Below are 24,792 nucleotides of genomic sequence, written 5' to 3' on the forward strand. Positions count from 1 at the left end.
AAAAGGCCTCGGGCATCAAGCAGCGCTATGTGCTTGAAAAGACGGGCATCCTGGACCCGGCCCGCATGTACCCTCGTTTTGAGGAACGTGCAGACGACCAGCTGTCGCTGATGGCCGAGATCTCGGTTGATGCAGCGCGAAAGGCCATGGCCCAAGCCGGCAAACAAGGCAAGGACATCGACGCGGTGTTGTGCTCGACCGCGAACATGCAGCGAGCCTACCCCGCCATGGCGGTCGAGATCCAGCAAGCCTTGGGCGCGGGTGGCTACGGCTTCGACATGAACGTGGCCTGCTCATCGGCCACCTTCGGCATCGAGCAGGCAGTCAACGCCGTGCGCTCGGGCAGCGCCAATTGCGTGCTGGTCGTGAACCCCGAGATCACCTCGGCCCACCAGGAGTGGAAAGACCGCGACTGCCACTTCATCTTCGGTGATGTGTGCACGGCGGTGATCGTTGAGCGGGCCGACACGGCCACGTCCAGCGACCAATGGGAAGTGCTGGGCACCAAGCTGGCCACACAGTTCTCCAACAACATCCGCAACAACTTCGGTTTCATGAACCGCAGTGAAGACAGCGACCCCAACGCCCGCGACAAGACCTTCCGCCAAGAGGGCCGCAAGGTGTTCAAGGAGGTTGTGCCGCTGGCCGCTGCGCACATCGAGGCCCATTTGGCCTCGATGGGCAAAGAGCCCACACAGATTCGCCGCTTCTGGTTGCACCAGGCCAATCAAAGCATGAACCAGTTCGTCATCCGCAAGCTCATCGGTGGTGAAGCCACAGAAGACATCGCGCCGCTGATCCTGGACGAATACGCCAACACGGCTTCGGCTGGCTCGGTGATTGCATTCCACGATCACCACGCCGACCTGGTGACAGGCGATGTGGGTGTCATCTGCTCGTTTGGCGCTGGCTACTCGGTGGGCAGTGTGGTGGTGCGCAAGCTGTCATAGCTTGCCGCCACGGGCGACCACGCCTCAGTGGTCGTCGCCCATGGGCAGTTCAATGACCTGCCCGATGGGGATGGGCTCGTCAAGCCCCCTCGCCGCGTCGCGCTCGGCTTTCAGCTGCGCACGGCGTTCGGCAAAAAAATCCTTCAGCAATTTGGATGCGGGCTCGGCCAGCAAACCGCCCACGATCTGCGTGTGATGATTCAACTGCCGGTGGCTGAACAGGTCCAGCACCGAACCGGCCACGCCAGTCTTGGGGTCGGGCGCGGCAAAGATCACGCGCTTGAAACGCGCGTGCATCAAGGCCATGGCGCACATGGCGCAGGGCTCCAACGTGACGTACAACTCGCAATCGGGCAGGCGGTAGTTCTCCAGCAATTGAGCGGCGTGGCGCAGGGCCACGATCTCGGCGTGCGCGGTCGGGTCGTGCGTGGTGATGGGGCGGTTGTAGCCGGTGGCAATGACCTGGCCCTCGCGCATGATCACGGCGCCCACGGGCACCTCGCCAGCCAGCCAGGCGTTGTGGGCCTGGTCCAGCGCGATGCGCATGGCACTTTCGTCGGCAGGGGTGAAGCTTTGCCCTTCCCCGCTCACGGCTTGGGCTCGATTTGTTGATCAATGTCGGCGGGGCGGCTTTGCATCAGCTTGTTGACGTCATCCTGAACTTGCTTTTGCAACTGATGCCCCTGCTGGGGCGTGCTGACCTGCGGGGCAGTGCCCGCCAAGGCATCGCTGACGGGCGATGATGATGCCGCCGCCGCTTTGTGCGCGTTGGATGCCGTCAACTGCTGCTTGGCCACCAAGCCAACGATGGCCAGAACAACCAACAATCCCACCAATGAAAACAGGCCGCGCATTTATGTCATCCTTTTTGGGCTGGGTCGTCATTCTCCATCCCTGAGGGGATTATCGCCTGGCTCCAATTTTTGCAGATGGCCTGGGCGGTAACGCTTTAAGCCACTGGCGGCAAACGATCCAGCAGCTTGTCGAGCGTGATGGGGTAGTCGCGCACCCGCACACCGGTCGCGTTGTAGATGGCGTTGGCCACGGCGGCACCCAAGCCGCAAATGCCCAGCTCGCCGACGCCCTTGGCCTTCATGGGCGAAGAGATCGGGTCGGTCTCGTCCAGAAAGATCACGTCCTGATGGGGAATGTCGGCATGCACGGGCACCTCGTAACCCGCCAGATCGTGGTTGACGAAAAAACCGTGGCGCTTGTCCACGGCGAGCTCTTCCATCAAGGCCGCTCCAACGCCCATGGTCATCGCACCGATCACCTGGCTACGCGCGCTCTTGGGGTTGAGGATGCGCCCGGCGGCACAAACGGCCAGCATGCGCCTGACCCGGATTTCGCCGGTGACCGCATCGACGCCAACCTCCACAAAGTGGGCGCCAAAAGTCGATTGTTGGTACTTCTTGTCGAGGTCGCCAAATTCGATGCTGTCCTCGACCACCAGGCCATCTGCTCCGGCCGCCTCTGCGAGTGGAACCGCGCGATCACCGCTCTTGACCATGCCATCCGCGAACACCACATCCGGCGAGGTGATGCCGAGCTTCGCTGCCACGGTCTCGCGCAGCTTCATGCAAGCCGCGTAGACGCCCGACGTTGAGCTGTTCGCGCCCCACTGGCCACCAGAACCGGCCGACACCGGGTGGGCCGAGTCACCCAGTCGCACTGCCACCTGACTCAAAGGCACGCCCATCACCTCAGCAGCGGTTTGCGCGATGATGGTGTAAGAGCCGGTGCCGATGTCCGTCATGTCGGTCTCGACCGTGACCAGGCCCCGGTTGTCCAGGCGAACGCGGGCGCCCGACTTCATCACCACGTTGTTGCGAAAGGCCGCGGCCACGCCCATGCCCACCAGCCAACGGCCATCGCGGACCTGGCCCACCTTGGCCTGGCGCTGACCCCAGCCGAAACGCTCAGCGCCAGTGCGCAGGCATTCGACCAAGCGACGTTGCGAGAAGGGGCGCCCGGGCTTTTCAGGGTCGACCTGCGTGTCGTTCAGCACCCGAAACTCGATGGGGTCAAGACCGAGCATTTCCGCCATTTCGTCCATCGCGATTTCGAGCGCCATCATGCCCGGCGCCTCGCCCGGCGCGCGCATCGCATTGCCCTCGGGCAGGTCCAGCACGGCCAGGCGTGTAGTCGTCAGGCGATTAGCGCCGGCGTACAACAGGCGGGTCTGGTTGACGGCGGTCTCTGGCTGCCCGTTCGGCAGATCGCCGGACCAGCTTTCATGGCCGATGGCGGTGATCTTGCCGTCTTTCGTGGCCCCAATGCGGATTCGCTGGATCGTCGCCGGGCGGTGTGTGGTGTTGTTGGCGATCAAGGGCCGCTGCAGCGCCACCTTGACCGGCCGCCGCGCCGCCCGCGCGCCCAAGGCGGCCAGGAGCGCATCGGCCCGCACGAACAGCTTGCCGCCAAAGCCTCCGCCAATGAAGGGCGAGACCAGGCGGACGTTGGCCTTGGGTATGCCCAAGGTCTTGGCGACGTCACCCACGCTCCACGCGATCATCTGGTTCGAGGTCCAGACCGTGAGCTTGTCACCCTTCCACGCTGCGGTTGAAGCGTGCGGCTCCATCATGGCGTGCGACTGATTGGGCGTGGTGTAGGTGGCATCAAGCTGCACGGGCGCCCCGGCGTATGCACTGACGAAATCACCCACCTTGGACTCGCGCGCCCCCCCGAAGTCCGAAGGCTTGGGCAGCTTGGCCGCGTCCTTTTCCTTGGCAAGGTCGAACTTGCCTGGCGAGCGCGCATAGTCGATTCGGATCAGTTGTGCTGCTGCGCGCGCCTGCTCGAAGGTGTTCGCCACCACCAGGGCCAACGCCTGGTGATAGTGCTGGATTTCGGGGCCGCCCAGCAGCGTGGCCGTGTTGAAATCACCTTTGCCCAGCTTGCCGGCATTGCGCGCGGTCACGATGGTGATCACGCCGGGCGCAGCGCGGGCCGCGCTCAAGTCCATCGAAGCGATGCGCCCTTTCGCGATGCCAGCGCCCACCACGTAGCCATAGGCGGCGTTGGGCGCGACGTCATGGCGTTCATAGGCATAGGGCGCGCGACCCGAGGTTTTCAGCGGACCGTCGATGCGGTCTATCGGCTTGCCGATGACCTTGAGTTGGTCGATGGGGTTGGTCGTGGCGGGCGTGTCAAATTTCATGGTCAGGTCCTCGCTTGGAGCAGCGCTGCGGCGAGCGAGCGCTCGGCCAGGAGCAACTTGAAGGCGTTGTCGTCGGTGGGCTGCGCGCCGGCCAGCAGTTGCGCCATCACTGCGGGGGCGCCACGGGGCATCGCTGCCTCGGCCGCTTCCATGCGCCAAGGCTTGTGCGCCACGCCGCCCAGGGCCACCCGCCCAGATCCATCGCGCTGCACGATGGCCGCCACGGACACGAGTGCAAAGGCGTACGAAGCGCGGTCACGCACTTTGCGGTAAATGTGGGTGCCACCCGCGGGCTTGGGGAGCGTGACCGAGGTGATCAGTTCGTCCTGCGCCAACGCTGTTTCAATGTGAGGCGTGTCGCCAGGCAGGCGGTAAAAATCAGCGATGGGAATGACTCGCCTGGCGCCGTCGGGGCGCACGGTCTCGATGCTCGCATCCAGCACCCGCATGGCCACCGCCATGTCGCTGGGATGGGTCGCGATGCAGGCATGGCTGGCCCCGATCACGGCGTGCTGGCGCGTGATGCCGCCGATGGCGCTGCAACCGCTGCCAGGCAAGCGCTTGTTGCAGGGCTGATCAGTGTCATAAAAATAGGCGCAACGGGTGCGTTGCAGCAGGTTGCCCGCCGTCGTGGCTTTGTTGCGAAGCTGGCCTGAGGCGCCAGACAACAATGCGCGCGACAGCACCGCATGGTCGCGCCGCACGCGTGGGTCGGCCGCCAGGTCGGTGTTGCGCACCAAAGCGCCGATGCGCAAGCCGCCTTCAGGCGTCGCCTCGATCTTGTCCACTGCCAGGCCGTTGACGTCAACCAGGTGCGTCGGCGCCTCAATCTGGAGCTTCATCAGGTCGAGCAGGTTGGTGCCACCAGCGATGAACTTGGCACCGGGGTGCCGGGCCACGGCCGCAGCGGCTTCGGCGGGGGATGTCACCCGCTCGTAGGTGAAGGGTTTCATGCCTGAGCTCCCGCGACCTCGGTGATCGCATCCACGATGTTGGAATAGGCGCCGCAGCGGCAGATGTTGCCGCTCATGCGCTCGCGCAACTCTTCAGCCGACAGGATGGGTCGCGCGGTGAGGTCCGCGCTCACATGGCTGGGAACACCGCGCTTGATTTCATCCAGCACACTCACTGCAGAACAGATCTGCCCCGGGGTGCAATAACCGCACTGGTAGCCGTCGTACTTGACGAAGGCGGCCTGCATGGGATGCGAACGCTGTGGGTTGCCCAACCCTTCGATGGTGGTGACCTGCGCGCCTTCGTGCATGACCGCCAGCGTCAGGCATGAGTTAATGCGCCGACCATCCACGATCACCGTGCAGGCACCGCATTGCCCGTGGTCGCAGCCTTTTTTGGTGCCGGTCAGGTGCAGGTGTTCGCGCAGCGCGTCGAGCAAGGTCGTGCGCGTATCCAGCGCCAAGGCATGGGCTTGGCCATTGATGTTCAGTGAAACTTTTGCCAAGGGCGTCGGTAAATCCGACACTGGCGCTCGTTCTCCAGCCGTGGCCGGCGGTGCGGTCACGGCAGCCGCCGAGGCAGCCCCCGCGATGAGCAAGTCGCGTCGCGAGATGGTCGCGTCCAAGTCGAAAGGGTTGTCCATGCCGGCTCCTGTCGTTCATGTCAGGGATAAGCGCAGAAAAGGGCAAATGACGTGCCGACGGATGTTCTAGACTGCACACACTCAACCCTGCACCCCTGAATGCCTGCCGCCTCGTCGCCGTTAATCGATACGCTCACGGAGATCAACATCGTCGATTTGCTGGATTCAATCGGCCTGTTGCGTTTTCAAGGCACGCCTTTGCGCCAGCTTTTTCGGCCTGCGGCACGCCGCTTTGCCCGCACAGCGAATGAGTTCGACAACCGCGTGGGCGACCACGGCCTGGCGCAAGGCAGCGCCTGGTTGATGGGCCAGATGACGGCTGGCGTGCGCACCTCTGGCCTGGAGCACATCCCGGCTCAGGGCCCCGTTTTCATCCTGGCCAACCACCCGGGCATGACCGACACGGTGGCACTTTTTGCCAGCCTGGCGTCGCGCCCTGATTTGCGGGTGATTGCCCTGGATCGCCCATTCCTGCGGGCCTTGCCCCATGTCGCGCGGCAATTGATCTTCTTGCCCGATGAAGAATCCGGGCGCATGGCCGTGGTCCGCGCCGGCGCCAAACACCTCAAGGATGGTGGCGCCCTGTTGACCTTCCCGGCCGGAGAGATCGAACCCGACCCCGCCACCTTTGGCTCGCGACGGGCAGTGGCGTCTTTGCAGAATTGGTCCAGCAGTTATGCCCTGTTCGCCCGCCTGGCGCCCCAAACGCAGTTTGTGCCGGCGCTGGTGAGCCACGTCATCTCACCCGCGGCACAGCGCCATCCGCTCACGCTGTTGCGCCGCACGGCACAACAGAAAGAGAAGCTGGCAGCAGCGTTGCAAGTGGCCTTGCCACGCTACCGCGACCTGGTCGCCAGGGTGACCTTTGGCGCACCGCTGACAGCCGATCAAAGCGATGCGAAGGCGCTCGGTGCTTGCGTCACAGCGCAGATGCGGCAACTCATCCTGGCGCAAGGATCGGTGGCCTGAATGGCCGAGACCCTTGCCCAAGCCTGTTGGCTGACCGAACCCGGCCACGCCGAGTTGCGCACCGAGACTTTGCCGGAGCCGGGGCCTGATCAAGTGCTGGTCAGGGCCCTGCACAGTGGCATCAGCCGAGGCACGGAAACCTTGGTGTTTCGCGGCGAGGTGCCCGCCAGCGAGTTTGAGCGCATGCGCGCGCCGTTTCAGGCAGGCGACTTCCCCGCGCCCGTGAAGTATGGCTACAACAGCGTGGGCCTGGTCGAGCAAGGCCCCGCCCATTTGCTGGGGCGCACGGTGTTCTGCCTGTATCCACATCAAACCCACTATGTGGTGCCCGCCACCGCCGTGCACCTGCTGCCACAAGGCGTGCCGCCTGCGCGGGCGGTGCTGGCAGCCAATGTGGAAACGGCCGTCAATGCCCTGTGGGATGCGGCCCCTCGTTTGGGTGACCGCATCGCCGTGGTCGGAGGTGGCACCGTGGGCCTGCTGGTGGCCTGGCTGGCGGCGCGCCTGCCCGGCTGCCAGGTTCAGTTGGTGGACACGAACGAGGCCAGGCGTGCTGTCGCCGAACAACTCCATGTGGACTTTGCGTTGCCCGATGCCGCACGTGACGAGGCCGATCTGGTGATCCATGCCAGCGGGCAATCTGCAGGCTTGGCCACGGCCCTCAGCCTGGCCGCCTTCGAGGCCACGGTGCTGGAGCTGAGCTGGTATGGCGAGCGCCCGGTGAACGTGCCGCTGGGCGGTGCTTTTCACTCGCGCAGGCTCACCCTCAAAAGTTCGCAAGTGGGCCAGGTGGCGACCGCGCAGCGCGCTCGCTGGAGCCACCGCCGGCGCTTCGAGCTGGCCTTGTCACTGCTGAATGACCCCGTGCTGGATGCCTTGATCACCGACGCCGCGCCCTTTGCCGCCTTGCCTGAAGTGCTGGCCCGCCTGTCGGCATCGATCACCGACACCACCTTGTGCCACCGCATCGATTATTCGCAGCACCCCGCCGAATGACAACCCTGACCTCACCCTCCGGCAACGAAGCCGACTGGCAAGTCTTGCTGCGGGGAGAAGAGACCGGCGTGATCGATGGCGAATCCATCATCCAAATGCTCTACGGCCCGCTCTGCGCCAAGCGGCGACAGGGCTCCTTCGTGGTCGGGCATCTGGCGCAAAGCCTGGATGGACGCATTGCCACCACCTGCGGTGTCTCGCGCTGGATCAGCGGCCAGGAAGACCTGCTCCACACCCACCGCATGCGGGCCATCGCGGACGCCGTCATCGTGGGCGCCAACACGGTCCTGCACGATGACCCCCAACTCACGGTGCGCCTGTGCTCGGGCAACAACCCGGTGCGGGTGGTGCTAGACCCAGAGCACCGGCTCGATCGCCGCCAGCGTGTCTTTCTCGATGACAGCGCGCCCACCCTCTTGCTCGTCGCCGCCGACCGCGCGGGGGCTGAGCGCCAATGGGGCCAAGCCGAGGTGATCCCGGTGCCACGCGGCCAGCAGGGCCTGGACCCCTTCGAGATCCGCCGGATCTTGGCTCTGCGCGGACTGTCATGGCTGTTCGTCGAAGGCGGCGGCATCACGGTATCCCGCTTCCTGGCCGCAGGTGCGCTCGACCGCCTGCAGATCACCGTGGCCCCCGTCATCCTAGGATCAGGCCGTCCCAGCCTGGTGCTGCCGGAAATCCACGATCTGACGCACAGCCTGCGCCCTCGCACACGCCGCTTCCAACTGGGTGAGGACACCATGATCGAATGCGACTTCACCTCCGACTTCGCCCCCGCCACCCACCACTAAAAACTCATCCATCACCATGTACAGCCTTGCCGTCTCTGATCATTTCATGATCGCCCACAGTTTCCGCGGCGAAGTTTTCGGCCCGGCCCAGCAACTCCACGGCGCGACCTACAACGTCGAGATCGATTTCCGCCGCCCGACACTGGACCAGCACGGGCTGGTGTGCGACATCGGCCTGGCCTTGCAGGTGCTGCGCGAAGTGCTGGGCGAGTTCAACTACAAGAACCTGGATGAGCTGCCGCAGTTCAAGGGCCGCAACACGACCACCGAGTTGCTCGCCGGTGAGATCTTTGCCCGCGTGAAGGCCCGTGTGGCCGAAGGCGCGGTGGGGCCTGGCACGGCAGGCGAGCTGGCATCGCTGCGGGTCGTCCTGCGGGAATCGCCCGTCGCCTGGGCCAGCTTTGAGGGCGCGCTGCGCTGATGGCTTTGGCTTTTCTGGTGCCCGGGCGGCTCGATCAGCTCACGGGTGGATACCTCTACGACCGCCACATCGTCGAAGGCCTGCGTGCGCGCGGCCAAACGGTCGATGTCGTGGAGCTGCCCGGGCAGTATCCGCAGGCCGATGTGCCCACCCGTGCATCCGCCGCAGCCGCACTCGCCCAACTGCCAGACCGCAGCACGGTCATCATTGATGGACTGGCATTGCCTGGCCTCGCTGATTGCTTGCAGGCAGAGGCCACCCGCTTGAACCTGGTGGGCCTCATCCACCATCCACTGTCCCGGGAAACCGGGCTGGATGCGGCCAGCGCACGCCAATGCGCCAAGCTTGAGGCCGAACTCTGGCCACGCCTGAAGGGCGCCATCTGCCCCAGCGAACACACGGCCGGTGCGCTCTTGGCGGCAGGCCTGCCAGCGGATCGGGTGGCGGTGGTCACCCCTGGCACTCACCGCCCCCCGGCCATCGCCAGAGCAACAAGAGGGGGGCCACTGCAACTGCTGGCGGTGGGCACCATCACGCCGCGCAAAGGCCACCTGCTGTTGATCGACGCCCTGGCTCAGTTGCCTCACCTGGGCTGGCAACTGACCTGCATCGGCAGCCTGACGAGGGACCCTGCCACCTCAGCTGCACTGCAAGAGCGCATCGTTGCCCATGGCCTTGGCGAGCGCATCGCGCTGCTGGGTGAGCAAGCCGCCGAGCGGCTGGCCCAGGCCTACCAGAGTGCCGATCTCTTCGTGCTGCCGTCGTACCATGAGGGGTATGGCATGGTCTTCGCCGAGGCACTGGCCCACGGGCTGCCGATCATCGCGACCACGGCCGTCGCCATGGTGGACACGGTGCCGGCTGAGGCCTCGCTGCTCGTGCCGCCGGGCGACCTGCCTGCTCTGCGCGATGCCCTTGAGCAGGCCCTGAGCGATCGCGCCCTGCGTGCACGGCTGTCGGCCGCAGCGCAGCAAGCTGCTCGCACACTGCCCGACTGGGACGGCACTGTGCTGAGCTGGATGGCCGCGCTCAACAAGGTGAGCCGATGACTGGATTCTCGGCAGACTGGCTGCGCCAGCGCGAACCGTTCGACCTGGCCGCGCGCCACCAAACGCTCGCCCTCCAGTTTCGAGAAGCGCTGACACCGCGGCCCCCTCAGTCAGCCTTGCGCATTCTGGACCTGGCCTCTGGATCGGGCGCGAACTTCCGGGCGTTGGCCCCTGTGTTGCAAACCGACCAGGAGTGGCTCATGGTCGATCACGACCCCCTGCTGCTGGCGGCACAACGCACCGAAATCGCCCGGTGGGCGGCCCAGCATGGCTGGCACTGCCAAGATCAGGAAGGCGCGCTCTCGATCCACGTTGGCACGGCCCGCTGGCTGGTCCGCGGCCAGCAACTTGACCTGGCCCGCGACCTCGAAAGCATCGACCTGGCTTCATGCGACGGCCTCGTCACCACCGCGTTTCTGGACCTGGTGTCTGCCGCCTGGCTGGATCGGCTGAGCGCGCTGCTAATGCGGACCCACCGCCCCCTGCTGGCCACCTTGACCGTGGACGGTCGACGTACCTGGTCGCCAGGCAGGCCCGCCGACTACCTTGTGGCTGACGCCTTCTTGTCCCACCAGGGTAGCGACAAGGGCTTTGGCCCCTCGCTGGGCGCGCGGGCAACACCCCATCTGGCCGCGGGTCTGGCCAAAGTGGGCTACCAGGTCAGCACCCAAACCAGCGATTGGACCATCGGCCAGGAACACCGTGAAATGCTGCTGACCATGGCCCGAGAAGCGGCTGGCGTGGCCATCGAAGCAGAGCCGACCAACGCACCCGCCGTGTCCGCCTGGTTGGCCGAAAAATTGGCCGATATTCAACAGGGCTTGCTGTCGCTGAACGTTGGTCACCTGGATTTGCTGGCCGTGCCTGCCGTGTAAATTGACACCTGCACTTCTTTCACCACATTCGCGGGTGGAAGCCCTGTTCTTGAATGGCCATCAACACAGCCATCTCGGGCTGGGTGGTCACCACGTCGACAAAGCCTTGCTGCAAATCGAACTGCACCAGCGCGGCCGGGTCGAGTTTTTGAATGGCCTGGGTCAGCCGCTGCACGCATTGCGGGCCTGCCAGGTCGTGCAGGTTCACATGGACTTCAGAACCGATGGTCATGGTCTTGCTCCTTTGAATTGATGTCATGAAACGCCTTTGGCGTGCTTGGACTTCTTTGTCGACCTTTTCCGGTTCACCGTCAAGCCAAGGCCTCACCCGAGGTTGGGAGAAAGCATTTTTTACGGCGATTCAATCAACAGGGATTGCACAACAAAATTGCTGGCACAAAGTATGCATCCACGTTGCCCTCGGGAGACACCTCGTGGACAGACAACGCGAACGGCGCTTTCAGCCAAATACCCTGTTTAGTGCCCCGCCCATGCAAGGCGGGGATTTAGCCCGGATTCAAATCACACGGGTCAATGCTCGCGTGCCCATGAACAGTGCAGAACAACGGGTGGCGCTGCTGATCTGGATATGCTCGATCTGCATGGCTTTGCTGGCCGCATCCAAAGTCTGTGAAATGCTTTATTTGGCTTGCCTGGCGATCATCCAAGCCCTTGCCGGGGAGTGACGTGGAGCGCCAACACCGCAGCGGCCGCACCAAAGAAAAACCCCCTGCAAGCACAAGACTTGCAGGGGGATCTCTGTTCTGGCGGAGACGAAGGGATTCGAACCCTTGATGCGCTTTTGACGCATACTCCCTTAGCAGGGGAGCACCTTCGGCCACTCGGTCACGTCTCCAGCAACAGCGCAGATTATAGCCGTGAAACGGCGCCAACCCTCACGCTGGGCTCAAAACAACGCAGCTGTAATCAACGATCAATCACGCATCGCGGGCTTCTTCCAGGCCAAAAGCCTTGTGCAAGGCGCGCACCGCCAACTCCATGTACTTTTCATCAATCACGACCGAGGTCTTGATCTCGCTGGTGGTGATCATCTGGATGTTGATGCTCTCTTCTGCCAGGCAGCGGAACATCGTGCTGGCGATGCCTACGTGGCTGCGCATGCCGATGCCCACAATGCTGACCTTGCAGATCTTGGGGTCGCCCACCACCTGCTGCGCACCCAAGGTGGGCACCACAACAGTTTCCAGCAACTCCATCGTGCGAGCGTAGTCATTGCGGTGCACGGTGAACGAGAAGTCGGTCTTGCCATCGTGCGAGACGTTCTGAATGATCACGTCCACGTCGATGTTGGCCTCGGCCACCTTGCCCAAGATCTGGTAGGCGATGCCGGGGGTGTCGGGCACGCCGACCACGGTGATTTTGGCTTCGTCGCGGTTGAAGGCGATGCCAGAGACAACGGCTTGTTCCATTTTTTCATCTTCCTCAAAACTGATCAGCGTGCCCGATGCGGCTTCCACATCGAGGTCAATGTCCCACGGGGTGAAGCTGGACAACACGCGCAAGGGCACACGGTACTTGCCGGCAAATTCAACCGAACGGATCTGCAGCACCTTGGAGCCCAGGCTGGCCATCTCCAACATCTCTTCAAAGCTGATGCTGTGCAGGCGGCGCGCCTCGGGCACCACACGCGGGTCGGTGGTGTAGACGCCATCCACGTCGGTGTAAATCAGGCATTCGTCGGCCTTCATCGCGGCGGCAATCGCCACCGCCGAAGTGTCAGAACCACCCCGGCCCAGCGTGGTGATGTGGCCGTTGGGGTCCACACCCTGAAAACCGGTGATGACCACCACTTTACCGGCGGCCAGATCGGCGCGCACGCGGGCATCGTCAATGCTTTCGATCCGCGCTTTGCCGAACGACGAATCGGTCTTGATGGGCACTTGCCAGCCAGCGTAACTGACCGCCTCCAGGCCTTCGGCCTGCAGCGCGATGCACAGCAGGGCGACCGAGACCTGCTCGCCTGTCGAGGCGAGCATGTCGAGTTCGCGGGGGCTGGCGCGGTCGGAGATTTCTTTGGCCAGGCCGAGCAGGCGATTCGTGTCGCCGCTCATGGCCGAAGGCACGACCACCAATTGATGGCCAGCCCGCACCCACTTGGCCACGCGCTTGGCCACGTTGCGGATGCGCTCTGTGGAGCCCATCGACGTGCCGCCGTATTTGTGAACGATCAGTGCCATGTCAGATGAAGTTGAAGGATAACGATTACTCGGTCGAGCCTTCGATTTTAGCCCGTTCAGTCACCGCCGCCCCGCTTCCCATGATCGAGACACGTTAAATTGTCAGATTGGGCACCCAAATCAGGGTCACTTGCGGCTCGCCTGGGGCGGCCAGGACACGAGCATCCACCCCCAGGCCCCGCACGAAAACCAGGCGCCCTTGGGCGTAAACCAGGGGGCCAAAGCGCTCCCACTCGGGCACCGCCTGCGCCTGAAACTGCTTTCGCAAAGCGCGCGAGGGGCGGTTAGGGCCCAGCTGAAAATTCTCGCCGCCTTCACGCGCACGGACTTGCGCATGCGCCAGGCTGGACAAGGGCACGCCACCGCTGTCCACCGCCGACACCACCAACTCGCCGCCCCATTCGGGCAAAGCATGGCGCCCTGGCCCTTCAATGCCCAGCAACACGGCGTCAGGCGCATCGTCGTTTGAGTGCCTGGCCAGCACCGCAGGTCGGCAAATCAACACGCCACGGTACAGACAGACATCAAAAGCACCCGCGCGCCACTGGATGGACCGGCCGGTGTCCACCAGCGGGGGCAACTCCTGCGTCAGGCGCGCCACCGCACTGGCGGGCAGATGCCGCGCGGTGCGGGTGGTGAACCAGTGCCGCAACAGTTCCCGCTGATGCGGCAAAGGCAGGGCCAACAAAGCCGGAGCACTCAAAGCATCCGCCTGCTCAGGCACCAGCAAGCCGGCCAGGGACTGAGTCAGCCAGTCATCCAGGCAAGCGCGAGCATCGGCGGCCCTGGAGGCCGACTGAGCCAGCGACACCTCGGCTTGCCCGAACGCGGCCTCCAGCGCAGGCCAGACTGTCAGCCTGAGACGGTTGCGGGCAAAGCGGGGGTCGGCGTTGCTGTCGTCCTCCACATGGCTGAGTCCATGTTGAGCCACATAGGCCTCGATCGCCTGGCGCGGATGGGTCAGCCAGGGCCGGGTCCAACGGATGCCATGGCGGTCTGCCACCGCCGGCATCGCCGACAAGCCGGAAATGCCAGCCCCACGCAGGGCTTGAAGCAAAAATGTTTCAGCCTGATCACGCCGATGGTGCGCCAGCAAGACCGTGTCGGCCCCGGCTTCGTGTGCCATCTCGGTCAAAGCGCGGTAACGCGCAGCACGCGCCAGGGCTTCAACGCTGTCGCCAGCGACTTGATCCAAGCTGAGCCGACGCCAGAGCAAACTGACGGGAAGGCCCTGCAGCGCCCAGGCATCGCATTGCGCCTGGGCATGCGCCAGCCATTGATCAGCCTGCTGGCTCAAGCCATGGTGAACATGCAGCGCGACAACACGCAAGCCAGGTTGCCCCAAAGCCGCCACGGCCGTGGTGTGCAACAAGGCTGTGGAGTCACGCCCGCCACTGTAGGCCACAGCAATGCACGCGCCCTCGCCCACAACGTTCATGAGGCTCAATGCTCTTTGGTGTCGTTGTAGCGGCCGTAACTTTGCAGACGGTCATAGCGTTGCTGCAGCAAGTCCTTCACTTTAAGGTCGCTGAGCTGGCGCATGGCGTCGTTCAGGCCGCGCTTGAGGTTGGCCGCCGCCTGCTTGTGGTCGCGGTGAGCGCCACCCACCGGCTCGCTGACGATCTTGTCAACCAGGCCCAGGGCCTTGAGGCGGTGCGCCGTGATGCCCAGGGCCTCCGCAGCCTCTTCGGCCCGGTCAGCCGTCTTCCACAAAATGGACGCGCAGCCTTCAGGCGAGATCACGGAATACACCGAGTACTGCAGCATCAACACTTGGTCGGCCACGCTGATGGCCAGCGCGCCACCGGAGCCACCTTCACCAATGATGGTGGTGATGATGGGCACTTCCAGGCGGGCCATCTCGAAGATGTTGCGGCCGATGGCTTCAGATTGGTTGCGCTCTTCAGCACCGATGCCAGGGTAGGCGCCAGGCGTGTCCACAAAGGTGAACAGGGGCAGGCTGAATTTCTCGGCGACCTTCATCAGGCGCAGGGCTTTGCGGTATCCCTCGGGGCGCGACATGCCGAAATTGCGCATGCCACGCTCTTTGGTATCGCGGCCTTTTTGGTGACCCAACACCATGCAGGCCTGGCCATTGAAACGAGCCAGACCGCCCACGATGGAAAGGTCGTCCGCGTAGTGGCGGTCGCCGTGAAGCTCCTGGAAGTCGGTGAACAGCTCGTTGACGTAGTCCAGCGTGTAAGGCCGTTGAGGGTGGCGCGCGATCTGCGTCACCTGCCAGGGCGTCAGGCTTGAATAAACGTCCTTGGTCAGTAGCAGGCTTTTTTTGCTCAGCCGGTCGATCTCTTCCGAGATGTCCACGGCCGATTCGCTTTGCACGTAGCGCAGCTCTTCGATTTTGCTTTCAAGCTCCGCGATCGGTTGCTCGAATTCCAGAAAATGTCGTTTGCTCATGGCAAGTTGTCCTCAGTCACGCAGCAACAGGTTTTTATGATGCAGAGGGCAGCGGGTCAAGGCTGCGCCACAGATACCACGTTCCCACTGTGCGATAGGGGGCCCAGGCTTCCGCGATGTCGCGCGCCTCGGCACGCGACACGGGTTCGCCGCTGAAATAGCTCTGGCTGATCGCCGTGATCAAGACCGTGTCATCCAGCGGCAGCACATTGGGCCGCATCAGGTGAAAAATCAGGAACATCTCGGCAGTCCAGCGGCCAATGCCACGGATGTCTACCAGCTCCTCGATGATGGTCTCGTCCTCCATGCGCTCCCAGTGGTTCACATGGACACGGCCTTCGGCGAAATGCTTCGCCAAGTCTTGCAAATATTCGGCCTTGCGCACGGACAAACCCGCCGTGCGGAGCTGGTCAACGCTCATGGCCAGCACCGCCTGAACCGACAGGGGCGCACGCGACTCGGGCGGTTGTTGCCCCATCAAGGTCAGCAAACGAGCCCAGACCGACTGCGCCGATTTGGGCGAAATCTGCTGCCCCACGATCGAGCGCGCCAGGGTGGTGAACGCATCGCGGCGGCTGTACAGGCGACCCTGCCCGTAGTCGGCCACCAGTTTGCGCATGACCCGATCGCGCTTGGACAGGTGCTTGCACGCCTCATCCCAGTAATGGGGCGTCACCAAAGCGATCGGCAGAGGCGAAGCGTCGGCATCGGCCGCCGAGAAAAAAGCTGAGGACGGCATCAGGCTTTCACCCATGTCGTGCCTTGCGGACTGTCTTTCAACACGATGCCTTGCTGAGCGAGCTCTTCTCGGATGCGGTCGGATTCGGCAAAATTTCGGGCCTTCTTGGCAGCAGCGCGGGCTTCGATCAAAGCCTGGATCGCGGGGGCCTGCAGACCACCCAAATCACCGCCACCTTGCATGTAAGCCTGGGGGGACTGCTGAAGCAAACCCAGAACGCCCGCCAAAGCCTTGAGCAAGGCCGCAGGCTGCGCCGAGCCCGAACGATTCACTTCCGCCGCCAGGTCAAACAACACGGCCACCGCGATGGGCGTGCCGAAATCTTCGTCCATGGCCACCTTGAAGCGCGCCGCCTGAGGATGCGCCCAGTCGATGTCCCCTGAGGGCGCATCGGCCACGGTGCCCAAGGCGGTGTACAGGCGGCGCAGGCCATTGCGGGCGTCGTCCAGACCGGCATCGCTGTAATTGAAGGGGCTGCGGTAGTGGGTGCGCAGCATGAAAAAGCGCACCGTCTCGCCGTCGTAGCTCTTGAGCACGTCGCGGATGGTGAAGAAGTTGCCCAGCGACTTGGACATCTTCTCGTTGTCCACGTTCAGAAAGCCGTTGTGCATCCAGTAATTGACAAAGCGCTTGCCACTGGCCCCTTCGCTTTGGGCGATTTCGTTCTCGTGGTGAGGAAACTGCAAATCAAGCCCGCCGCCATGGATGTCGAATTGCTCGCCCAGCAAGGCGCACGCCATGGCCGAGCACTCGATGTGCCAGCCAGGGCGGCCGGTGCCATAGGCCGAGTCGTATTTGGCATCCTGCGGCTCGTCAGGTTTGGCGGCTTTCCAGAGCACGAAATCCAGAGGATCCAGCTTGCCATCGGCGGTGCGGTTGCCAGCCCCGTTCAGCTCGCGTTCACCCGCGCGCAGTTGGTCCAGCGACTTGCCCGACAGCTTGCCGTAGCCCTCAAACTTGCGCACCGCGTAGTTCACATCGCCGCTGCTGGCCTGATAAGCCAGGCCCTTGGCCTGCAGTTTGCCGATCATGTCGAGCATTTGCGGCACATATTGAGTGGCACGCGGCTCGTGCGTGGGTGGTTCGATGCCAAGGGCACTGATGTCCTGGTGCATGGCCACGGTCATCTCGCCGGTCAACTGGCGGATCGTGATGCCGCGCTCCACTGCACGGCGGATGATCTTGTCGTCAATGTCGGTGATGTTGCGCACATAAGTGACCGTCAGGCCCGAGGCCCTTAGCCAGCGCTGCGCCACGTCGAATGACATCATCATGCGGGCGTGACCCACATGACACAAGTCATAAATGGTCATGCCGCACACGTACAAACCGACCTGACCAGGAACCAGGGGGACAAACGACTCGACCTGCCGCGACAGGCTGTTGAAAATACGCAAGCTCATTGGAGAAAAATTCTGGTCAAGCGCCGAAGGCCACATCCGGTGTCGGGCGACACGGGTCATGCGGCACTTGCGGCAAAGCAACAAGTGCGCGGGGCATGCACGGGCCCCGTCAAACTTGCAACGCTCAGATACAATCCAACGAGTATAGCGGCCCGCCCACGCCCAAGGATGACAGATCCTATTCGGCTCCTGGTCGGCTGGTATCCTCGAAAAATGGCAGGCTTTTTGTCCAGCCGCTTTGTGTGCCCATCACAATCTACACAAACCCATCGGATAAATACAACTCATGCAAGCTGTTGCGCCTAAGTTTGGAATCCGCTTCACGGCCTTAGCCGCCAAGTGCCTGGCCATTGCCGCCCTGTCCATGACCGCCTTCGCGGTGCGTGCAGACGAAGTCGGCGATGTTCAAAAACTGCTGTCCGCCGGCAAGAACACCGAAGCCTTGCAGCGTGCCGACCAGTTCCTGGCCGTCCGCCCGCGCGATCCCATGATGCGTTTCCTGCGGGCCATCAGCCTGTCGCAAGCTGGCCGCATCCCGGAGTCCATCACCGCGTTCACCAAGCTGACCGAAGACTATCCCGAGCTGCCCGAACCGTTCAACAACCTCGCTGTGCTGTATGCGCAGCAAGGTCAATACGACAAATCGCGCAATGCGCTGGAAATGGCCATCCGGACCAATCCCAGCTACGCCACCGCCTACGAAAACCTGGGCGATGTCTACGCCAAGCTGGCCAGCCAAGCCTATTCCAAGGCCCTGCAGATCGACACCCGCTCCGCCGTGGCGCCCAAGCTGGCGATGATTCGCGACCTGTTTCCCAAAGAACGTGGCGGCACGGCCGTGGCTGGTCTGACCAACAGCAACACACCAACCACCACGCCAGCACTGGCGCCAGCTCCGTTGCCGCCCCCAGCCACCACCAAGCCCGCGCCCGTTCCGGCACCAGCACCGGTGCCAGCCCCCACCAGCAAGCCCACACCGCCCGCACCAACACCCGTGGAAGCCAAGGCTGAAGCGACGGAACGCGAAGTCGAATCAGCGCTGCAAGCCTGGGCCGCGGCCTGGAGCAAAAAAGACCTCAACGCTTACTTTGCGGCCTATAGCCGTGACTTCAACGGCGGCAAGACGCGCAAGGCCTGGGAACAAGAGCGCCGCGATCGTATCCAGGAAAAACGCAGCATCTCGGTCAAGCTCTCCAAGGTTAATGTGTCCATCAATGGCAACAAGGCCAGCGTTCGCTTCCGCCAGGATTACAAAGCAGACAGCCTGAACATCAGCAGCGGTAAGCGCGTGGACTTGGTTCGCACTGGTGGTGAATGGGTGATCGTGAAGGAAAGCTCCGGTTCGTGATGATTGGTCATTTGGGCCGACCGCCGCAGCATGCGGCAGGTCGGCGGTTGTCCATGCTCGTCAAGCGCATGTTGGTGGTAAGCGCAATAGGCTGGGGTCTTCTTATTGCGGGGCCTGCCCATGCGCTCAAGCCGAATCAGCAAAGCCTGCCCGCAGAGTCTCGCCTGCTGGAAATCTACCGGCTCATCGGGGCTGGACAAGGCAAACTGGCCCTGAAAATGGCCCAGACGCTGGTCGAAGATGTTCCCAACTTCCAGTTGGCCCAAATGGTGTACGGCGACTTGCTGCTGTCCCAGACAGCGCCCCTGAAAATCATGGGCAGCGCGCCGGCCGACTTGACAAACCGGGCGCCTCAACGAATCGAACAACTGCGCACGGAAGCTGAGCGCAGGCTCTTCGCCTTGCGTGAAAGGCCTCCGGCAGACGCACTTCCAGCCCAATTCATCGAAACTCCACCCACGACACGGCATGCCATTGCGGTCGATGCCAGCCGTTCGCGCCTGTACCTGTTTGAAAACGGCCCCCATGGTCTGCATGTGATCGCAGACCACTACGTGTCCATCGGCCGCCTGGGTGCTGAAAAAGCAGCCCAGGGCGACCAACGCACCCCCTTGGGGGTCTACTACATCACCAGCCGCCTGGATGGCAAGCAGCTCACTGATTTCTATGGCGTCGGCGCCTTGCCTTTGAACTACCCCAACGAGTACGACCGTCGACAGGGCAGGACCGGATCGGGCATCTGGCTGCACGGCGTGCCCAGCGACAGTTATGCGCGCAGCCCCAACAGCACCGACGGCTGCGTGGCCTTGGCCAACCCTGAACTGCAAAACATCCTGGAAAGCGTGCAACCCCGCACCACCCCTGTGGTCATTGCCAAAAGTCTGGATTGGGTGTCCCCAAAATCGGCCGAACTTGCGCGGCGTAACATGCGCAATCTCATCGAAGGCTGGCGTGTGGCACGCGCCAGTGGTGATCTTCCCCGGCTGGTATCGTTCTATTCCAACCAGTTTTCCAACGGCACCCGTGATTTCAATCAATGGCGCCAATGGCTGGAAAAAGAAGTGGTCAGCCAGCGCGGCAAGTCCCTGCAACTCAAGGATCTGGCCATTCTGGGCTGGCGTGACAAAGGCGACATCCTCGTGGTGACCTTCGGCGAAGTCTCCGACGGTCAACGCACTGGGGCCATCAAGCGTCAATACTGGGGTAAAGAAGGTGGCCTTTGGAAAATTTTCTATGAAGGAGTGATCGGATGACCTGCCTGAACAAACTCATCAACGTTGGCCTGATGGCCGCGGCGCTCAGTGGTATCACCATGGGCTCTGCCCTGGCGCAAACGGTGAAACTGTCTACCAGCGAGGGTGACATCGTCGTCCAGCTTGACGCCGCCAAGGCGCCCAAGACGGTGGAGAACTTTCTTCAGTACGTCAAATCGGGCCACTACAACGGCACCGTGTTCCACCGCGTGATCAAGACCTTCATGGTCCAGGGCGGCGGCATGACCCCTGACATGAAAGAGAAACCCACACGCGCGCCCATTCCGCTGGAAAGCCGCAATGGCCTGAGCAACGTCCGGGGCACCCTCGCCATGGCCCGTACCAGCATTCCTGACTCGGCCACTGCGCAATTTTTCATCAACGTCAAGGACAATAACTTCCTTGACTCGACCCAATCCCCCGATGGCAACGGCTACGCCGTGTTTGGCAAAGTCGTGCAAGGCATGGACGTGGTCGACAAGATCCGGATGGTGGAAACCGGCCAGAAGGGTCCTCACGGCGACGTGCCCCTCAAACCCATCGTGATCAAACAAGCTACCCTGGAGAAATAACATGACCAAAACCGTTGAACTGCAAACCACGGCAGGCGTGATCCGCCTTGAACTGGACGACGCCAAGGCACCCGTCACCGTCGAAAACTTCCTGAACTACGTTCGCGCCGGCCACTACAACGGCACGATCTTTCACCGCGTGATCAAGGGCTTCATGGTGCAAGGCGGCGGCTTCGAGCCTGGCCTGAAGCAAAAGCCCACCACCGAGATGATCCAGAACGAAGCCAACAACGGCCTCAAAAACGAGCACTATACCGTTGCCATGGCCCGCACCAGCGCGCCTCACTCGGCCAGCGCTCAGTTCTTCATCAACACCACCAGCAACGATTTCCTGAACTTCAAGTCGGAAACCGGCAGTGGTTGGGGCTATGCCGTTTTTGGCAAGGTGGTCGCAGGTACCGAAATCGTCGACCAGATGGAAAAGGTCAAGACGGGCCGCAGCGGTGGTCACGATGACGTGCCCGTGGAAAACCTGGTCATCACCCAAGCCACGGAAGTGTGATGTTGTGATTGGGGACACACTCCCCTTTCCTGCCGCCGAGGCAATCAATGCACCGCCCTCGTGGCGGTGCATTGATTTTGTGTCCGATCTGCACCTGCATGCTGGCCTGCCACGCACCGCGTCAGCATTGGCCCGCTACCTGCAAAACACGCCCGCCGATGCCGTCCTGATCATGGGCGACTTGTTCGAGGCCTGGGTGGGTGATGACATGCGCCACACCGGCTTTGAAGCCGATTGCACCGCCTTCCTGGCGGATGCTGGCCAACGCCTTCACCTGGGCATGATGGTCGGCAACCGCGATTTCTTGTTGGGCCACGACATGGTCGCAGCCTGCCATGGGCACACCCTGGCCGACCCGACCATCTTGCATGCCTTCGGCCAACAGCTACTGCTCACCCACGGCGATGCCCTGTGCCTGGCCGACCAGGCCTACCTTCGTTTTCGGGCGCAAGTTCGCCAACCCGCCTGGCGCGACGCCTTTCTGGCCAAACCGCTGACAGATCGCTTGATGGTGGCCCGCCAGATGCGCGAAGCCAGTGCCGCCCATCAACACCAACAAACACCCGACAACTGGGCCGATGTCGATGAAGCTGCTGCAGGCTCGTGGATGCAAGCCGCCCACACGCCTGTGCTGGTCCATGGACACACGCACCGCCCTGAGAGCGCGCCCTTTGGCCTGCCTGGCGGGATCCGCCACGTCTTGAGCGACTGGGATTTTGACGGCGCCCCTCGACGCGGTGAAGTGCTGCGCCTCAGCGCCCAAGGCTTTGAGCGCTTGGCACTGCCAGCAGCCACGGGCTGAAGAAGAAGCCGAAACAACAAGGGCCCAGCCAAAGCTGAGCCCTTGTCCAATCTAACCAAGCCAGACAAAAGATCACTCGGCCGTGGCAGCCTCCGCCTTGGGCTTGTCGCTCTTCTTGTTGGGCTGGATGTCCAGCTTGACTTCCATCTCGCCGCCGACACCTTCAACCACGTCGACCGTCAGGCGACCGCCATCCACCAGGCGACCAAACAGCAACTCGTCGGCCAGCGCACGGCGGATCGTGTCCTGGATCAGACGCTGCATCGGACGGGCGCCCATGAGCGGATCGAAGCCCTTCTTGCCCAGGTGAGCGCGCAAGGCATCGGTGAAGGTGACGTCCACCTTTTTCTCGGCCAGCTGGCTTTCAAGCTGCAGCAGGAACTTGTCGACCACTCGCAGGATGATCTCTTCGTCCAGCGCCTTGAAGCCCACGATGGCGTCCAGGCGGTTGCGGAACTCTGGCGTGAAGACACGCTTGATGTCCGCCATCTCGTCTCCGGCCTGGCGCTGGGTGGTGAAACCAATGGTCGACCGCTGCAAGGTTTCGGCACCCGCATTGGTCGTCATGATGATCATCACGTTGCGGAAGTCAGCCTTACGGCCATTGTTGTCCGTCAGCGTGCCGTGGTCCATCACCTGCAGCAGGATGTTGAAAACGTCCGGATGGGCCTTTTCGATTTCATCGAGCAGCAAGACGCAATGCGGCTTTTTGGTCACAGCTTCGGTCAACAGACCACCTTGGTCGAAACCAACGTAGCCCGGAGGCGCACCGATCAGGCGGCTGACCGCATGGCGCTCCATGTACTCCGACATGTCAAAGCGGATCAGCTCGATGCCCAGGATGTAGGCCAATTGCTTGGCCACCTCGGTCTTGCCGACGCCAGTGGGGCCACTGAACAGGAAGGAGCCGATTGGCCTGTCTGGCTTGCCCAATCCCGAGCGCGACATCTTGATCGCGGACGACAGGGCCTCGATGGCCAGGTCCTGACCAAACACCACGCTCTTCAAGTCGCGGTCCAGGCTCTTAAGCTTCGAGCGGTCGTCGTTGGACACGCTGGTTGAAGGCACGCGCGCGATCTTGGCGACGATGTCTTCCACCTCGGCGCGTGTGATGGTCTTCTTCTGCTTGCTCTTGGGCAGGATGCGTTGCGCCGCGCCAGCCTCGTCAATCACGTCAATCGCCTTGTCGGGCAAGTGGCGATCGTTGATGAACTTGGCGGACAACTCGGCCGCGGCTTGCAAAGCACCCAAGGCGTACTTGACGCTGTGGTGCTCTTCGAAGCGCGACTTCAGGCCCTTGAGGATCTCGATGGTTTGCTCAACCGACGGCTCGACCACTTCGACCTTCTGGAATCGACGCGACAGGGCCGCATCCTTCTCGAAGATGCCACGGTATTCCGTGAAGGTGGTGGCGCCAATGCACTTGAGCTGACCCGAACTGAGCGCGGGCTTGAGCAAGTTACTGGCATCCAGGGTACCGCCCGAAGCCGCACCCGCACCGATCAAGGTGTGAATCTCGTCGATGAACAGGATCGCGCTGGGCTGCTCTTTGAGCTGTTTGATCACAGCCTTGAGGCGTTGCTCGAAGTCACCACGGTACTTGGTGCCGGCCAGCAGCGCACCCATGTCGAGGGAATAGACCTCGGCATCGGCCAGCACATCGGGCACGTCTTTTTGCGTGATGCGCCAGGCCAGGCCCTCGGCGATCGCGGTCTTGCCCACGCCAGCTTCACCCACCAGCAGCGGGTTGTTCTTGCGGCGGCGGCACAGGATCTGAATCACGCGTTCGACTTCATGATCGCGACCGATAAGGGGATCGATCTTGCCTTCACGGGCCAGCACATTGATGTTCTGGGTGTATTGCTCCAAAGCCGACGCCTTTGGCTCGCCGCCCTCTTCCTTCTCGGTCTCGGCGGGGCTGGACTCTGAAGAAGACTTGATAGGCTCAGGGGGATCGGCCTTGCGGATGCCGTGGGCGATGTAGTTCACCACGTCCAGGCGTGTCACGCCCTGCTGGTGAAGGTAGTACACCGCGTGCGAATCCTTCTCGCCGAAGATGGCCACCAGTACATTCGCGCCGGTCACTTCCTTCTTGCCACTGCCCGAAGATTGGACATGCATGATGGCGCGTTGAATGACACGCTGGAAGCCCAGGGTTGGCTGGGTATCGACTTCGTCGGTCCCGCCCACGGTGGGGGTGTTATCGCGCACGAACTGATCAAGGTTCTTGCGCAACTCTTCCAGGTTGGCCGCACAAGCTTTCAACACCTCGGAAGCGGAGGGGTTGTCAATCAAGGCGAGCAACAGGTGCTCAACGGTGATGAACTCGTGGCGTTGCTGACGGGCCTCGACAAAGGCCATGTGCAGACTCACTTCCAACTCTTGCGCAATCATGCGGTCTCCAGAATGCACTGCAGGGGGTGCCCGGCTCTGCGGGCGGCGGCAAGAACGAGTTCGACCTTCGTGGCCGCGACGTCTTTGGTATAGACCCCGCACACACCACGCCCTTCGTGGTGGATTTTGAGCATGATTTGCGTCGCTGTCTCGATGTCGTGACGGAAATATTCCTGCAAGACGATGATCACGAATTCCATGGGCGTGAAGTCATCGTTGAGCATCACCACCCTATAAAGCTTTGGCGGCTCCAGGCTGACGGTTTCTTTTTCGGCAATGGCCAGCCCCTCTCCACCTTCACCTGGCCCTGACGGCGGTTCGGATGATTTGGGCTTTAACGGTTCAGTCATGAATTCAT

Annotated in this window: 26 protein-coding genes and 1 tRNA gene; 13 read left to right on the top strand and 14 right to left on the bottom strand. The window is 62.6% G+C overall.

The window, feature by feature from the left end:
* On the top strand, window positions 1–950 hold a 950-nt coding region (locus tag H7225_RS02140; RefSeq protein ID WP_290659079.1), incomplete at its 5' end, for a beta-ketoacyl-ACP synthase III.
* A gap of 24 nt (window positions 951–974) precedes the next feature.
* Here the strand turns inward: H7225_RS02140 and tadA are convergent.
* The 5 genes from tadA to paoA all read right to left on the bottom strand — a co-directional run bounded on the left by tadA (window position 975) and on the right by paoA (window position 5,707).
* The gene (gene tadA, locus H7225_RS02145) at window positions 975–1,541 is read right to left on the bottom strand and encodes a tRNA adenosine(34) deaminase TadA (RefSeq protein ID WP_290659081.1); all 567 of its coding nucleotides are present in this window, start codon (window positions 1,539–1,541) and stop codon (window positions 975–977) included.
* Window positions 1,538–1,804 (bottom strand): hypothetical protein, encoded by a 267-nt coding sequence (locus H7225_RS02150; RefSeq protein ID WP_290659082.1) that lies wholly within the window; start codon window positions 1,802–1,804, stop codon window positions 1,538–1,540. The genes tadA and H7225_RS02150 overlap by 4 nt, the downstream gene beginning before the upstream one ends.
* 95 nt (window positions 1,805–1,899) lie before the next feature.
* Window positions 1,900–4,110, bottom strand: a complete 2,211-nt coding sequence (gene paoC, locus H7225_RS02155) for an aldehyde oxidoreductase molybdenum-binding subunit PaoC (protein ID WP_290659084.1) — start codon at window positions 4,108–4,110, stop codon at window positions 1,900–1,902.
* A 2-nt stretch (window positions 4,111–4,112) separates the two neighbouring features.
* Entirely contained in the window at window positions 4,113–5,063 is a 951-nt protein-coding gene (locus H7225_RS02160; protein ID WP_290659086.1) for a xanthine dehydrogenase family protein subunit M, read from the bottom strand.
* On the bottom strand, window positions 5,060–5,707 hold the full coding sequence (gene paoA, locus H7225_RS02165) for an aldehyde dehydrogenase iron-sulfur subunit PaoA (protein ID WP_290659088.1): 648 nt from the start codon (window positions 5,705–5,707) through the stop codon (window positions 5,060–5,062). Before paoA ends, H7225_RS02160 begins: the two co-directional genes overlap by 4 nt.
* A gap of 99 nt (window positions 5,708–5,806) precedes the next feature.
* Between paoA and H7225_RS02170 the strand changes: the two genes are divergently transcribed.
* The 6 genes from H7225_RS02170 to H7225_RS02195 are packed head-to-tail and all read left to right on the top strand — an operon-like array spanning window position 5,807 to window position 10,808.
* Window positions 5,807–6,676 (top strand): 1-acyl-sn-glycerol-3-phosphate acyltransferase, encoded by an 870-nt coding sequence (locus H7225_RS02170; protein ID WP_290659090.1) that lies wholly within the window; start codon window positions 5,807–5,809, stop codon window positions 6,674–6,676.
* A complete protein-coding gene (locus H7225_RS02175) occupies window positions 6,677–7,672 on the top strand; it encodes a dehydrogenase (protein ID WP_290659092.1) in 996 nt (331 codons plus the stop codon). It abuts the gene before it with no gap.
* Complete coding sequence (locus tag H7225_RS02180) at window positions 7,669–8,463, top strand: RibD family protein (protein WP_290659093.1); 795 nt, start codon at window positions 7,669–7,671, stop codon at window positions 8,461–8,463. The genes H7225_RS02175 and H7225_RS02180 overlap by 4 nt, the downstream gene beginning before the upstream one ends.
* Before the next feature lie 16 nt (window positions 8,464–8,479).
* Window positions 8,480–8,884, top strand: coding sequence for a 6-carboxytetrahydropterin synthase (locus H7225_RS02185; RefSeq protein WP_290659094.1), 405 nt, complete (start codon window positions 8,480–8,482; stop codon window positions 8,882–8,884).
* Window positions 8,884–9,933, top strand: a complete 1,050-nt coding sequence (locus tag H7225_RS02190; RefSeq protein WP_290659096.1) for a glycosyltransferase family 4 protein — start codon at window positions 8,884–8,886, stop codon at window positions 9,931–9,933. Before H7225_RS02185 ends, H7225_RS02190 begins: the two co-directional genes overlap by 1 nt.
* Complete coding sequence (locus H7225_RS02195; protein ID WP_290659098.1) at window positions 9,930–10,808, top strand: hypothetical protein; 879 nt, start codon at window positions 9,930–9,932, stop codon at window positions 10,806–10,808. Before H7225_RS02190 ends, H7225_RS02195 begins: the two co-directional genes overlap by 4 nt.
* Before the next feature lie 19 nt (window positions 10,809–10,827).
* On the opposite strand, the gene H7225_RS02200 is transcribed toward H7225_RS02195, so the two are convergent.
* A complete protein-coding gene (locus tag H7225_RS02200) occupies window positions 10,828–11,040 on the bottom strand; it encodes a hypothetical protein (RefSeq protein ID WP_290659099.1) in 213 nt (70 codons plus the stop codon).
* A gap of 202 nt (window positions 11,041–11,242) precedes the next feature.
* On the opposite strand from H7225_RS02200, the gene H7225_RS02205 reads away from it, so the two are divergent.
* Window positions 11,243–11,494: a hypothetical protein gene (locus H7225_RS02205; protein ID WP_290659101.1), complete on the top strand. Its 252-nt coding sequence runs from the start codon at window positions 11,243–11,245 to the stop codon at window positions 11,492–11,494.
* A gap of 79 nt (window positions 11,495–11,573) precedes the next feature.
* Here H7225_RS02205 and H7225_RS02210 read toward each other — a convergent pair.
* From H7225_RS02210 to cysS, 6 genes are all read right to left on the bottom strand, one after another.
* A tRNA-Ser gene (locus H7225_RS02210) sits at window positions 11,574–11,664 on the bottom strand.
* Window positions 11,665–11,746: 82 nt separating this feature from the next.
* On the bottom strand, window positions 11,747–13,006 hold the full coding sequence (locus H7225_RS02215; RefSeq protein WP_290659103.1) for an aspartate kinase: 1,260 nt from the start codon (window positions 13,004–13,006) through the stop codon (window positions 11,747–11,749).
* Window positions 13,007–13,100: 94 nt separating this feature from the next.
* A complete protein-coding gene (gene tilS / locus H7225_RS02220) occupies window positions 13,101–14,444 on the bottom strand; it encodes a tRNA lysidine(34) synthetase TilS (RefSeq protein ID WP_290659104.1) in 1,344 nt (447 codons plus the stop codon).
* 5 nt (window positions 14,445–14,449) lie between these two features.
* Window positions 14,450–15,421 (bottom strand): acetyl-CoA carboxylase carboxyltransferase subunit alpha, encoded by a 972-nt coding sequence (locus tag H7225_RS02225; protein ID WP_290659105.1) that lies wholly within the window; start codon window positions 15,419–15,421, stop codon window positions 14,450–14,452.
* Between the two features lie 34 nt (window positions 15,422–15,455).
* Entirely contained in the window at window positions 15,456–16,175 is a 720-nt protein-coding gene (locus tag H7225_RS02230) for a DNA-3-methyladenine glycosylase (protein WP_290659106.1), read from the bottom strand.
* Window positions 16,160–17,563, bottom strand: coding sequence for a cysteine--tRNA ligase (cysS, locus tag H7225_RS02235; protein WP_290659108.1), 1,404 nt, complete (start codon window positions 17,561–17,563; stop codon window positions 16,160–16,162). The genes H7225_RS02230 and cysS overlap by 16 nt, the downstream gene beginning before the upstream one ends.
* Before the next feature lie 286 nt (window positions 17,564–17,849).
* Here cysS and H7225_RS02240 point away from each other — a divergent pair, with 286 nt between their 5' ends.
* The 5 genes from H7225_RS02240 to H7225_RS02260 all read left to right on the top strand — a co-directional run bounded on the left by H7225_RS02240 (window position 17,850) and on the right by H7225_RS02260 (window position 22,040).
* Entirely contained in the window at window positions 17,850–18,911 is a 1,062-nt protein-coding gene (locus H7225_RS02240; RefSeq protein ID WP_290659110.1) for a tetratricopeptide repeat protein, read from the top strand.
* Window positions 18,912–18,964: 53 nt separating this feature from the next.
* Window positions 18,965–20,164 carry a L,D-transpeptidase family protein gene (locus H7225_RS02245; RefSeq protein WP_290659112.1) on the top strand — a complete coding sequence of 400 codons (1,200 nt, stop codon included), beginning with the start codon at window positions 18,965–18,967 and terminating at the stop codon, window positions 20,162–20,164.
* A gap of 32 nt (window positions 20,165–20,196) precedes the next feature.
* Window positions 20,197–20,736: a peptidylprolyl isomerase gene (locus H7225_RS02250; protein ID WP_290659164.1), complete on the top strand. Its 540-nt coding sequence runs from the start codon at window positions 20,197–20,199 to the stop codon at window positions 20,734–20,736.
* Window position 20,737: 1 nt separating this feature from the next.
* Complete coding sequence (locus tag H7225_RS02255) at window positions 20,738–21,238, top strand: peptidylprolyl isomerase (protein WP_290659114.1); 501 nt, start codon at window positions 20,738–20,740, stop codon at window positions 21,236–21,238.
* A 79-nt stretch (window positions 21,239–21,317) separates the two neighbouring features.
* On the top strand, window positions 21,318–22,040 hold the full coding sequence (locus H7225_RS02260; RefSeq protein ID WP_290659116.1) for a UDP-2,3-diacylglucosamine diphosphatase: 723 nt from the start codon (window positions 21,318–21,320) through the stop codon (window positions 22,038–22,040).
* 72 nt (window positions 22,041–22,112) lie between these two features.
* Here the strand turns inward: H7225_RS02260 and clpA are convergent, their stop codons facing one another.
* Window positions 22,113–24,434, bottom strand: coding sequence for an ATP-dependent Clp protease ATP-binding subunit ClpA (gene clpA / locus H7225_RS02265; RefSeq protein ID WP_290659117.1), 2,322 nt, complete (start codon window positions 24,432–24,434; stop codon window positions 22,113–22,115).
* On the bottom strand, window positions 24,431–24,784 hold the full coding sequence (gene clpS, locus H7225_RS02270) for an ATP-dependent Clp protease adapter ClpS (protein ID WP_290659119.1): 354 nt from the start codon (window positions 24,782–24,784) through the stop codon (window positions 24,431–24,433). The genes clpA and clpS overlap by 4 nt, the downstream gene beginning before the upstream one ends.
* Window positions 24,785–24,792 lie beyond the last annotated feature (8 nt).

Source organism: Aquabacterium sp. (assembly GCF_014378415.1).
Taxonomy (GTDB): Bacteria; Pseudomonadota; Gammaproteobacteria; order Burkholderiales; family Burkholderiaceae_C; genus Aquabacterium.